9 protein-coding genes are annotated in these 11,632 nt (G+C 61.2%); 4 read left to right on the top strand and 5 right to left on the bottom strand.

All coding sequences use genetic code 11. The annotated features are described in order from the left end of the window. Positions 1 to 21: 21 nt before the first annotated feature. Together GKIL_RS22195 and GKIL_RS02755 are read right to left on the bottom strand one after the other, a co-directional pair. Entirely contained in the window at positions 22 to 2,400 is a 2,379-nt protein-coding gene (locus tag GKIL_RS22195) for a glycosyltransferase (RefSeq protein ID WP_023171856.1), read from the bottom strand. Between the two features lie 454 nt (positions 2,401 to 2,854). Further along, positions 2,855 to 3,532, bottom strand: coding sequence for a HEAT repeat domain-containing protein (locus tag GKIL_RS02755; protein WP_023171855.1), 678 nt, complete (start codon positions 3,530 to 3,532; stop codon positions 2,855 to 2,857). A 124-nt stretch (positions 3,533 to 3,656) separates the two neighbouring features. Between GKIL_RS02755 and GKIL_RS02750 the strand changes: the two genes are divergently transcribed. Together GKIL_RS02750 and GKIL_RS02745 are read left to right on the top strand one after the other, a co-directional pair. After that, positions 3,657 to 7,067, top strand: coding sequence for a tubulin-like doman-containing protein (locus GKIL_RS02750; protein ID WP_023171854.1), 3,411 nt, complete (start codon positions 3,657 to 3,659; stop codon positions 7,065 to 7,067). A 12-nt stretch (positions 7,068 to 7,079) separates the two neighbouring features. Further along, positions 7,080 to 8,231 carry a substrate-binding domain-containing protein gene (locus tag GKIL_RS02745; protein ID WP_023171853.1) on the top strand — a complete coding sequence of 384 codons (1,152 nt, stop codon included), beginning with the start codon at positions 7,080 to 7,082 and terminating at the stop codon, positions 8,229 to 8,231. Positions 8,232 to 8,233: 2 nt separating this feature from the next. Here the strand turns inward: GKIL_RS02745 and GKIL_RS22190 are convergent, their stop codons facing one another. Then, positions 8,234 to 8,860, bottom strand: a complete 627-nt coding sequence (locus GKIL_RS22190; protein WP_023171852.1) for a DUF2854 domain-containing protein — start codon at positions 8,858 to 8,860, stop codon at positions 8,234 to 8,236. Positions 8,861 to 8,916: 56 nt separating this feature from the next. Further along, complete coding sequence (locus tag GKIL_RS25160) at positions 8,917 to 9,093, bottom strand: hypothetical protein (protein WP_023171851.1); 177 nt, start codon at positions 9,091 to 9,093, stop codon at positions 8,917 to 8,919. A 432-nt stretch (positions 9,094 to 9,525) separates the two neighbouring features. Between GKIL_RS25160 and GKIL_RS02735 the strand changes: the two genes are divergently transcribed. Next, entirely contained in the window at positions 9,526 to 10,401 is an 876-nt protein-coding gene (locus GKIL_RS02735; protein WP_023171850.1) for a phytoene synthase, read from the top strand. After that, positions 10,398 to 11,207, top strand: a complete 810-nt coding sequence (locus tag GKIL_RS02730; protein ID WP_023171849.1) for a RecB family exonuclease — start codon at positions 10,398 to 10,400, stop codon at positions 11,205 to 11,207. The genes GKIL_RS02735 and GKIL_RS02730 overlap by 4 nt, the downstream gene beginning before the upstream one ends. 103 nt (positions 11,208 to 11,310) lie before the next feature. Here GKIL_RS02730 and GKIL_RS25155 read toward each other — a convergent pair whose 3' ends face one another. Further along, positions 11,311 to 11,466, bottom strand: coding sequence for a hypothetical protein (locus GKIL_RS25155; protein WP_023171848.1), 156 nt, complete (start codon positions 11,464 to 11,466; stop codon positions 11,311 to 11,313). Between the last annotated feature and the right edge of the window lie 166 nt (positions 11,467 to 11,632).

The following is an 11,632-nucleotide window of genomic DNA, read 5'->3' as shown; positions in this document are numbered from 1 at the left end:
CGGTCCGGTGCCAGGCGCACTTTAATTTTTGCGGTTGAAGCAGCGGTAGTCGCGCGCCTTGAGCTGGGGATCGTAGCAGTTGGGAACCGCCGGGGTGGTGACCGCCAGTAGCTGAATGGCTGTAGTCGGCTCCTCCGCCGGAATCAGTGCCAGCTCTGCGTCGGCGGGTTGGGTCTGCTCCGGTTCACCGCCGGGGGGTGCTGCAACTTTTTGCGGGTTTTGGCCGGTGGCGAGGGGTGCTGAGCGTCTGGCCTCAGCCCGCTGCGCCGCTGGTGCAGGCGGCGCACTTCTTTGGGGAAGCGCCGCCACTATATCCCGTCCTGGTTCGCGGAAGGTGTGGGCTGCCAGCGGCGGATGCTCCGGTGTGCCGGCAACCGCCGTGGCAATGCGCGGCTGAATTTGTGCTGTCGTTGCAGGCCGCGCCTTTTGGACCGGTAGGGCGGTTCTTGCAGGCTGGTTAGCGGGTGCCTGCAGGCCCAGGGCGACCAGCGCCGCCGCTGCCACCCCACCCAGGGCAGAGCCTGCCAGAGCCCGGCCCGACAGCTGCCAGGCGGGCCGCCGGACAACCAGTGGCCTGTGGGCCTTCTGGATCTCGCCCTCGGCGATAAGGGCAAGCAGCGGAGCCGGTAGATAAGCAAAGCTCTGGAGGATAAAGCCCAGACCGAGCATGTGAGCCAGGCTGCCCGGACGCTGGTGGAGCGCGAGGACACAGCCCAGACCGAGGCAGCCCAGACCCAACAGCAACTCAGCTTTGACGGAGGCGAGCGCCTGCAGGCCGCTGGGCAGCGACTTGAACTTGTTGGTCCGCCGCCAGGGAATGCGGTCGGTAAAAAGCCCCCGCACGCTCGCCATGATCATCGTGTGGCTGAGGGCCTGCTTGGCAAGCATCGCCCCCAGCGCATCGCGCAGCGAACATCCCATCTCGCTGCGGTAGATGAGCCAGCTTAAAAGCCAGCTTCCCACCAGGGACGTGCTCGAAGCGAGCCACAGAGTCGGCGGCGCGGCGATCACTTCATGATGGATGACCATCGAGGCCACCACCGCCAGCATCACCGGCAACAGCAAAAAGTTGAGGCCGGTGGTGAAGGGGCCGAGGCCGTGGTTCATGTGGTGCAGCTTCTGGAGGGGCCGGAGGGCAGAAGGCTCTGCCCAGCGCCCCGGCAAAAAGAGCTTGAGGTGGTGCTTGAACTCCTGCACCGGGCCATAGGTCCAGCGGAAGCGCTGCTTTTTGTAACCGGCGAAGGTCTCAGGAATCAGCCCCCGGCCAAAGGTCTGGGGCACGTAGACCGAAGTGTAACCGGCGGCGTGGATGCGGATGGCCAGCTCCGAATCTTCGGTCTGGCACCACTCCGACCAGCCCCCTGCCTCTTCGAGCGCCCGGCGGCGAATCAGGCACATCGTGCCGACGGTGAGCCCGGCATCCTTTTCGTTGAGGCTGGGCATCGTCGTCGCAAAAAAGGTCTTGTACTCCCAGTAGCACAGGCGCTGGTAGGGGCTTCTTTGCCAGTCGCGGTAGTCGTGGGGCGTCTGGACGAAGCCCATGCGCGGATCGTCGAAGTGCCCCAGAAGGGCGCTGAGAAAATCGGCCTCGGCATGATAGTCCGCGTCGATTACACCGACAATCTCGACCTCGCTCGGCGTGTGGCGCAGGGCAAAATTGAGCGCTCCTGCCTTTGCCCCAGCCAGCGGATCGACGTGGAAGAAGCGAAAGCGCTCGCCCAACCGCTCACAGTGGGCCTCAAGAGGCTTCCACAACTCGGGATCTTTGGTGTTGTTGTCGATCACCATGACCTCGAAGTTGGGATAATCGAGGGCCGCCAGCCGATCGAGCGTCTGGATCACGACCTCCGGCGGCTCGGCGTAGCAGGGCACCTGCAGGCAGACGCGCGGATACTCCTCGCGCTGGCCTAGCGGTCGAATCGTGCGCGGACGCAGCCAGTGCTCCCGCGCCAGCACTTCCCACTGCTCGATCATCGCCACGACGCCGATGGGCAGACTGAGGATCAAGAGCGGATAGCTGGCGAACAGCAAGAGTCTCGTGGGCAGACTGATTTCAAGCCCGGCGGCAAAGGCGATGCCCCAGGCGAGAGAACTGACGATGAACAGAGTGTTGGTGAGGAACAACAATCGCCCGGAGGGTCGAAAGGGGCGCATCAGGGGCCGCACCAGCAGATAGGCGACGGCATTGACGCCGAGGGGCACCAGAAACTCCCAGCCGTGAGTGGCAAAAAAGCGGCTGAGGGCCGCCGCCGGAAGGTGGACGGCGAGGAGGGCGGGCCATTCACCGAGCGCCGCTTTGCGCTTGACGGTCCGGTCAAAGATCGTCAGAAGAACGGCCAGCAGAAAGGCGAAGGAAAAAAAGTGAAGGCTGTCTGTTAACACGTCAAGAATGACCGGCATGTTGGTTGACCCCCTGTCACCTACAGGCAAGAACTTCGGTTGAAAAATGCACAGCGCCAAATAAAATAATAGGTAAAGCGTTACTAATGTGCCCAGAAATTCACCCAAGTAAAGGGATTGTGGAACGATTTTGAATAGCCAGAGATCTATAGAATCCTCTGCAGGTCTTTTCTAAAACGAAATGTACCATTCTCTTGAGACGCGACTCTCTATCTCAAGAGAGATACAGCCAGAAGCGCTTCTCAACCTCAGTTGCTGCAAGAATATTTTCACAAATCGCTCCATCTGGTCTGGAAGTTGCCTCTACCAGACTCCGGGTCGTTGTTGCCGATTCTACCCAACGCTGGCGCAGGCAGCGTTCAGCCAGAAAATTGTTTGCTGTGAACTTAGCCGGTTAGCAAAAACCCCTCCCCCTCGCCCGATATTTCACTCAAACAGGGGGGCATAAAAGCTTTTACTGGGTTTTCGGTTTTTCGTCGAGGTTTTCAAGATAGTAGCGGGCAAATTCCGCGACGTTCTTGTCGTCATCGCGGCTGAGGTAGGACAGGGGAGCGCGGCACTGTTCGGTGGCGATGAGGCCGAGCGCCTGGGCCACCCGGCGGCGCACCTCCGGATCGCTGTTGGAGACGAGGGGCAGGAGCACGTCGAGGGCACGGCTGTCGCTGAGTTCACCGAGGGCACTGATCGCGGCGTCGCGGATCATGTCGGTGGCGCTGGTGAGGGCGTCGCGCAGCACCGTATAACCCCGCTCGTCGCGCAGCTGACCGAGGGAGACGACGGCGCTGTAGCGCACGATCCAGTCGATGTCCTCGTAGTAGGCCCGCAGCAGATAATCGACGGCGCGCAGATCGCCCAGCGATCCTAGAGAACCCGCCGCCTCTGCCCGCACCGAGGGATCTCTGTCGTTGTTCAATAGCTGGGTGAGCAGATCGAAGTTGTCCTTGCCCTTCTTTTTGCCCAGGCCGATGGCCGCATAGACGCGCACCAGCGGTATCGGATCCTGAATCGCCTGGTAGAGCAGCGGTACCGCCTCCTCGTCGCTAAAAAAGCGCAGAGCCACCAGCGCCCGCATCCGCTGACTGGGATCGGTACTGGCCAGCTGTTCGCGCACGGTCTCCAGGGACGTGTCCATTACACAAAAGCTCACAATTCTTTACAAGCCTTAATTCTAGCAGAGCAAGAGTGCCCGGCCCTCTCTCCAATTACGGAAGCTCGCCCGGATCAGCTAGTTTTAAGGGGAATAGACGGGAGCGGCGATGGCTGAATATACCGGGATGACCCCGACGGTGATCATTGGCATCGGCGGCACTGGCAAAGAAATCATGATCAAAATCCGGCGGATGATCGTCGAGTCCTACGGGACGCTCGACGCGCTGCCGATCGTCTCGTTTTTGCACCTCGACACCGAGCAGAACGCAAAAGTTTCTGAGCCCCAGACCGTGCTCAAGCAGGACATCTCGCTGAGACCCGTCGAGCAGGTCTGGACAAAAGTCGAAGACGCCAAGTCGATCCTAAGCCGGATCGGTTCCTATCCGTACCTGGCGGAGTGGTTTCCAACCCAGCTTAAAGGCACCGATTCGATCCTGGCGGGAGCCGGTCAGATCCGGGCTCTGGGCCGCTTCGCGTTTGCGGTCAACTACCAGCAGATCAAGGGGGCTTTTGCGGCGGCGCGCAGCCGGATTCGGGGCTACGAGAAGTACATGCTCGATACCTGGAAGGTGCAGCTCGACCAGGGCATCAATATCTTTGTGGTCGGCTCGCTCTCCGGCGGTACGGGCTCAGGAATGCTGCTGGACCTGGCCTACAACCTGCGCGACTGGGTGCCGCCTTCGGACTTGCCGCAGTCGTCGGCCTACCTGGTGCTGCCGGGAGCGTTCTCGGGGCTGGGGGACCGGGTAGTGGCCAACGCCTACGCCGCTTTGATGGAACTGGATTATTACAGCCGAAACGACACGCGCTTCGAGGCCCAGTACAGCACCTCGCCCTCCGACCGCATCGGCGATCAAGCGAGCCGCGACGTGCCTTTTAACTTCTGCTACCTGGTCGGCAATTCCAACAACAAGGTCACCTTCGCCACCCTCGAAGCGGTGCTCGAGATGGTGGCCCAAAATATCTTTCTTGATTTTTCTTCTGGTTTCAGCCAGTACAAGAAGCTGGTGCGCGACAACATCCGCAAGCACTGGTCGAGCCCGGACCCGCTGGGCTATCCCCAGAGCTTCATCACCTTTGGCCTGTCGAGCATCCAGTTTCCGGTGGAGCGGGTGATCAACGCCTGCGCTTCCAGATTGGCAGGCCAGGTGGTGCGCTGGTGGCAGAATCCGACCCCTTCGCCCACGGCGATGCGCGATCTCATTAAGACCGAGGTGCTGCCGGGGTTGATGCTCGCCGAATCGGACAACCAGCACCAGCTGCTCGACTCGCTTGCGATGGGCGACAACTCCAAGCCCTACAGCAAAGAAGTCGCCGACTGGATAGCCGGCCTGCGCAAGCGCCGCAACGACCTGCAGATCCCGTTTGAGAACCTGCAGCGCTTTGTGCTGGTCGAACAAGAAAAATACGCCGTTCACTTCAACGACGGCGACACCGACCCGCGCCGCTGGAGCGATTTTTTTCAAAAGATGTGGGACAACTTCAGCCGCCTCAATATCCAAAAGCGCAGCGAACTGCGCGAGACGGTGGCAAAGATGATCGAGGACCGCTTCCGGGGGCCAAAGTTTGCCCGCCAGTTTCTCGAGGTGCTCCAGGAAGTCTTCAACGACTACAAGAGCCGCTTCGACCAGGACCGTCAGAAAGACTGGATTCCCCGCGAGCGCTCGGCGGCGAACGCCCTGCAGACACTCACCAAACAAATCGACGATCAGGCCCGCCAGTTTTTGCTGCTCGATCGCAAGCGGCGGATCGACGAGACGTTTAACGGCATTCTGCAGGCCCTCGAGACGACCTACGTCTCGAAGGTTGAAGTCAAAAGCCGCACCCTGGGCGTGCAACTGGTCGATGCCCTGCGCGAGGAAGTGGGCAGGTTGCTCGCCGAGCTGACGAGCTTCGAGCGCCTGCTCGAAAACCTCGTCGCCCAGCTCAAAGACAAAGAAAACACCTACCTGCGCGAGACGCGCACGCTCACGGTCAACGGCATCCTGCTCTACGACGAAAAAGACGTCGATTCGATCTACCGCAGCACGGTGGGCGAGCGCGAGGATGGGCTCTCAGCCTTGATCTCCGAAAAAGTGCTCGCCAACAGCAACGCCCGGCTCTTCGATCTAGCCAGCTTCGACACGTTTCGAGCCCGCGATCTATTTATGCGCCTCATCGACGCGAGCCTCGACGAATTCGTGGGCCGGGCCGGTTCGACCCGCGTCTCCGCCGCCCGCAAGTTTCTGGAGCGCTATCCAACGGTCGAGCAGCAGGAAGCGCAGATCAAGACGACCTTTGAAAAATCGGAGCCGTTTTTGCGCTTTTCTCAAGATCAAGCGCGCCTGGGCTGGGACGACCGGCCCGAAAAACGCCAGACGCTGGTGGGCATCGAGGGAGGCAACAAACCCGACGATCCGGCGGTGGCGACCTTGCTGCCCTACATCCGTAAGACCAGCACCATTACCGACAAGGACATCCGGCCCCTGGGCGAACCACAGCGGATCTTCTTTGTCCAGGAAGTGGGAGCCTTTCCGCTGCGCCTCATCGAAGGGATGGCCCGGATGCGCAGCGTCTACCGGGCAGTTAAAGACGCCGATCGCAACCCGCTCCATACCGCGAGCGACGAGAACCGCTTCCGCGACATCATGCCCGCCACCGAAGACGAGGTCCAGGTGCGCCGCAACGTGCTGCTCGGCCAGGCTCTCGGGCTGTTGTTTTCGATCGAGAACAAGCTCACCGGCTACGACGAGATTCGCCTGCGCTACAGCGACCGCCAGTCGGGCCTCGAAAAGACCGAGGTGGTGGGCACCGACTGGCGGACGGCGACCGATTATCTGCTCAACGACGCCAACCGCCGCCTCAAAGATGTCCTGGCGGACGAACTGGCCCGCCTGGGCACCGCTCCGGCCACCCGAGCGGCCAAGCAAGAATTTTATCAGCGCCTGATGCAGTGGCTGAACGACTACCGCAGCACCGTCGAGGGCGGCGAGGACAACCCCGCCTACCGCACGGCCCAAGAAGCGATCGAGGATTTTATCAAGACCTACAACCTCTATCTGCCTGCTGCTGCAGGCGAAGCGGTTTCTCAAAAACCAGCCTGGGTGCCGCCGTCGCGGCCTGCCAGTGGCGAGACAAAAGCCCCGGCAGGCGACTGGCGGCTCAATCCGACGGTGCTGCTGGAGAGCGATTCGGCCCTCGACAGCAACATCGATCGCTACCGCAAGCTGGTCGAAAGCTGTGTCAAAGACGGTGCAATCACCCCGACTGAGCAGGCATTGCTCGATCGCTTCCGCACCCGCTACGGCATCTCCGAAGAACAATCTAAGCAGCTCATCGAGCAGCTGATGCCCAAACCCCAAAACAAAGAAGCCGTGCTCGAGTACGGCCTGATGTTCCGGGCGTTTCTTGAAAACGACCGGCAGATCGACCCGGAGGAGCAGGCGCAGTTGCTCGAATTGCAGGAGGAATTGCACCTGTCCGACGAGCAGATCCGGATTATCGAAGCGAACGTCAAAGAAGAGCTTGGTCTGAGCTAGGAGTATACCGCCGTGGTTTCTGACGTTACCTATGTGACCTGCCCCAAGTGTGGCCACGATCGCAACCCGAGCACAGCCACCAACTGCGAGATCTGCGGCCAGCGCCTCAAAGGCGGCGGTGGCATCCCGCCTATCGCCTGGCTCGCCCTGGCAGCCCTGCTGCTTTTAGGGGGTGGTGGCTTCTTGTTCTGGAAAAACAGCACCGCAAAATCTTCTAGCCGCGACACGCTCACCGCCCAGCCCGACAGCAGCGGCACAGATACCCTCCCCAGGCGCTCCAATCTCGTCAAAGCGCCCAACGTCAAGCTCTACGACACGATGGCGGCGGTCGAGCAGGTACCGGCTGGTCTGTTTAACTACGGCGGCTCGACCACCTTTGCTCCCCTGCGCTCGGCGCAGGTGGTAGACGCTATCGCCCAGGCCCACCCCGACTTCAAGTTGCGCTATACCGAGCCCGTCAACGGCAAGCCCGGCTCCGGCTCCGGCATCGCCATGCTGATTAGCGGCGAGTTGAGCATCGCCCAATCGAGCCGCCCGCTCAAAGATGCCGAATACAGCCAGGCAAAGGGACGGGGCATCGCCCTTGAGCAGGTGCCGGTCGCCATCGACGGCATCGCCTTTTTTGTCAACCCGGCCATCAAGGTAACGGGCCTCTCTACTGACCAAGTCTCCGGCATCTTCACCGGCAAGCTCACCAACTGGAGACAGGTGGGCGGCCCGAATCTGCCTATCGTTCCCTTTAGCCGCGACGCCAGGGCCGGGGGGACGGTCGATTTTGTCAAAGAAGAAGTGCTGGGCGGCTCAGAGTTGGGCCCGGACGTGCGCACTGTCCGCGACACCACCGAGGCCCTGCGCAAGGTCGCAGCCACCGGCGGCGGCATCGGCTTTGCCACCGCCGCTGAGGTGATTGGCCAGAAGACCGTGCGGGTATTGTCCCTGGCGCGGGGCGGCTCCCGCGACTACGAAGCGCCGTTTTTAAGCAACGGCCAGGTCAACGAATCGGCCTTCCGCGACAGCAGCTACCCGGTCACCCGGCGGCTATTTGTCGTCATCCGCCGCGACGGCAAGCTCGACGAGCAGGCCGGGGCCGCCTACGCCAACTTGCTCCTTTCAGGCGAGGGGCAGCAACTGGTCGAGAAGGCAGGTTTTGTGCCGATCCGCTGAGATCAGGCGGGCTCAGCCGCGCTTTTTAAGCTCAGCTCCACCAGCAGCTCCGACTCCGCCGCCCCGGCGGGCAACGGCAAAAAATCAAGTCCGACGGCCACGCCCCTGCCAAAGAAGGTCCTGAGCTTCGGTAGACAGCTTTCCCAGCGCTGGCGGCTCACCCTGGGCGATTCAAAGCGCAGCACCAGGGCGTAGATGCCGTCGTCCGCTTCCTCGCGGTAGCCCACCAGCGTCGGCAGCTCGTCGTCGCGGCGGCTGAGGCCGATGCGCTTGAGGGCGTCGGCCATGTGCTTTGACTTAAAGTAGGCGCGTCCGGTGATGTCGGTGAGCACCTGTTTTTGAATCTCCGTCGCCTGGGCGGCGCGCAGCGCGTCGATGGCGGCAGGGGGTGCCGCAAGCTGGGGAGCGGGTTGCACCTGGGCAAAGCGCAGCGTAATGCCGCCAATCAGCGGAAACAAAAAGTAGTTTAAGCCCACAAAGCTCAGATTTGCCCCCAGATCGGCCATCCCCGGCTGGGTCTGCAGGATGTAGCCCGCGACAAAAAGACCGAACAGGGCGATCCCCAGTCCGGTGAGCAGCGTGGGCAGACTGAATAGACCGGATTTTTCAGAACGGGCGGCAGCACTCATCGTCACATTCCAGGCAACACTTCTTCCAGAATGCCTGAAAACACCCTCGTTGCCCCTCAGGTGCGTGGCTTGCAGTGGCCACTACGGATCAAACCAACGCGGCGGGCAATTGCTGTTTGCTGATCGGCGAACGGTCCCCAGCTTCTTTCGACTGTCTCGCGCTTTGCTGCCTGGCTGATCTCACAACTGCCATCCGGGAGTTTGTAGATAAACCAGGACTGGGGCGCTTCCATTCGACCCGATACAGCGTAGGTAAGTAGGAAATAGGACCCGGCAACTCCTGCTTTCTTCCCCCCAAGCCGAATCCTGTCTACCTAAAAGACTAACTTACCCAGGGGGGCTGTTGGCGGAAAATTACACTGAATTTAGTAGGACTGAAATTAGACGACGCTGCCTGCTTAACTTTTCGCTACAATCTGTATCGATGGGGCACGAAGGAAAGCCGGGTTTGATGGGAATTGTGGGCGCAGGGGGACAGCCGCTGGGTCTCGGACACAGCTGGCATGTAAGGAGGGCTGTCCGGCACAGACGGCTGGAGTCCAGCCACGATCTCTGCCTCTCAGCCGATTTCATCGCCTGGTTCTTTGCGAGCAGTATGGAGAGGGCGATCCACTCCGCTAAACTATGGGCTGGTACGACCGCCGATTTTCTCTCCATTCGCTTTGATGCCGTACATGCTTGCTAGCGACAAGTACACGGACGCTTACGAGGTCTGCCGTCAACTGACCGCAGAGTACTCCAAGACGTTTTACTTTGCCTCACTGCTGTTTCCGCCGGCCAAACGGCGGGCAATCTGGGCAATCTATGCCTGGTGCCGCCGCACCGACGAACTGGTGGACGATCTCAGTTCGACAGCCGATCTGAGCGTGCTCGATCGCTGGCAGGAGCGGGTGAGCAAGATTTTTGCCGGTCGAGCCGAGGACGCCTACGATCAGGCGCTCGTGGACACGGTGCGCAACTTTCCGCTGGAGATCGAGCCCTTCCTCGACATGGTCGAGGGAATGCGCATGGACGTGCGCCAGGACCGCTACGAGAGCTGGGAGGAGCTGCACCTCTATTGCTACCGGGTGGCAGGGACGGTGGGGCTGATGTCCTGTGCGGTGATGGGCCTGGCCGAGGACAGTCCCGAGGCGCGCCGGCGGGCAGTGGCCCTCGGGGTGGCCAAGCAGCTCACCAATATCCTGCGCGATGTCGGCGAAGATGCCCGGCGGGGCCGCATCTACCTGCCCCTTGAGGATCTGCGGCGCTTTGGTTACGACGAGAGCGATCTATTCGCTTACGTCGTCGATGAGCGCTGGGCAAACTTGATGGAATTTCAGATCGCCCGCGCTGAATCTTTTTATCGCGAAGCCGAGCGGGGCATCGCCTACTTGATCCCGGATGCGCGCTGGCCGGTGTGGGCCTCGCTCATTCTCTACCGCCGCATCCTTGCCAAGTTGCGCGCCAACGGTTACCAGAACTTCTTGCAGCGCGCCTACGTGCCACGGGCAGAAAAGTTTTTATTGCTGCCGGTCGCCTGGGCCAAGGCTGCCCAGCCATGAGCGCCAACCGGGCGCTCACCTTGAGTCCCTCGACGCTCAAGACCTACGCCCGCTGCCGTTACGCCTACGCCCTCGACAAGATTGTAAAGGTGCCCCGTTCCCGGCGGGTGATCGCCGCCCAACTGCACACGGGCCGGGCCGTGCATACGGTGCTCGAACAACTGCTGCAACAGGAGCAGCTGCAGCCCGAGGCGGCAGCCCAGGCGCTTGAGCGCACCTTCAGCTGGAATGCCTACGAGGACCGCGAGGTTGCCGAGGACGCTTACCTCACCGCCCGCGAGCGCCTCTCAGACTGGCTGGGCAAGCCCTACGGCTGGGGAGAAGGCGAACAGCTGGCGATCGAAAAGATGCTGCGCACGAAGACGCACGCCCTGACCGGCGAGCCGTCCGCTCCCGGCTGGGTGTTGATGGGCAAACCCGACCTCGTGCGCGTCCATCCGGACGGTGCCCTCGAAGTGATCGATCACAAATCCGGCAGCCACATCCCCGATGCCGAAGCCTTGAAGTGGGATTTTCAGGCGGGCGTCTATCGACTGCTCGCCCAGGAGCGCTGGCCCACCTACCCGGCTTACCGGATCAGCTTCAGCTACCTTGCCACCGGTACCGTCATCCCCCTCACCTACGAAGCGGCGGAAGTCGAGCAGTGGTGGGACATCCTCCAGGGGATCGCGGGCAACATCGCTCACGCTCGCCGGGCCGTCGAAAACAACATTGCCCTCGAGGACGCCTTCGTGCCCAACCCTGGTCCGCAGTGCCCACATTGCACCTTTCAGCGGGTCTGCCGTTTTCGGGCTTACCCGCCGTAACCACAACTTTTGTATAAAACTTCGCTAGAAGCAGACAGATATAGCAGCAGTTGCGCTGCTCTGTGGGCGCAACTGCCTGATCGCAACAGCATCCGCAAGAGAATTACTTCGGGGTGCTGGTGGTGGTGGTGGTAGTTGACGTGGAGCTGGTGGGAGTACTTGTGGTGCTGGTAGTGGTCGATTCGCTCGTCGTGCTGGAGGGGCTGGAGCAGGCGGCCAGCAAAGCTCCCAGGGCGAGGACGATCAGGTATTTTTTCATTTAGGTGTGCTCTCCGTGGTAGTCGTAGTCGTGGTTGTGGACGTGCTGGCAGCCGGTGCCGACTCGGTGGTCGTCGTCGTTGTTGTCGAAGAAGAGGAACTGGATTCGGTAGTTGGACTGGAGCAGCCAATCAGCAATCCCGCCAGCGCCAGAACAATCGCAAACT

The organism is Gloeobacter kilaueensis JS1, assembly GCF_000484535.1.
Taxonomy (GTDB): domain Bacteria; phylum Cyanobacteriota; class Cyanobacteriia; order Gloeobacterales; family Gloeobacteraceae; genus Gloeobacter; species Gloeobacter kilaueensis.
Note: the sequence above shows the minus strand (reverse complement) of the source record. Positions and strands in the feature narration are given on the sequence as shown.

Coding starts and splice junctions, on each gene's coding strand:
- GKIL_RS22190 (WP_023171852.1), bottom strand. CDS start 8,860: ATGAGTGCTGCCGCCCGTTCTGAAAAATCCGGTCTATTCAGTCTGCCC.
- GKIL_RS02750 (WP_023171854.1), top strand. CDS start 3,657: ATGGCTGAATATACCGGGATGACCCCGACGGTGATCATTGGCATCGGC.
- GKIL_RS02755 (WP_023171855.1), bottom strand. CDS start 3,532: ATGGACACGTCCCTGGAGACCGTGCGCGAACAGCTGGCCAGTACCGAT.
- GKIL_RS02730 (WP_023171849.1), top strand. CDS start 10,398: ATGAGCGCCAACCGGGCGCTCACCTTGAGTCCCTCGACGCTCAAGACC.
- GKIL_RS25155 (WP_023171848.1), bottom strand. CDS start 11,466: ATGAAAAAATACCTGATCGTCCTCGCCCTGGGAGCTTTGCTGGCCGCC.
- GKIL_RS02735 (WP_023171850.1), top strand. CDS start 9,526: ATGCCGTACATGCTTGCTAGCGACAAGTACACGGACGCTTACGAGGTC.
- GKIL_RS22195 (WP_023171856.1), bottom strand. CDS start 2,400: ATGCCGGTCATTCTTGACGTGTTAACAGACAGCCTTCACTTTTTTTCC.
- GKIL_RS25160 (WP_023171851.1), bottom strand. CDS start 9,093: ATGGAAGCGCCCCAGTCCTGGTTTATCTACAAACTCCCGGATGGCAGT.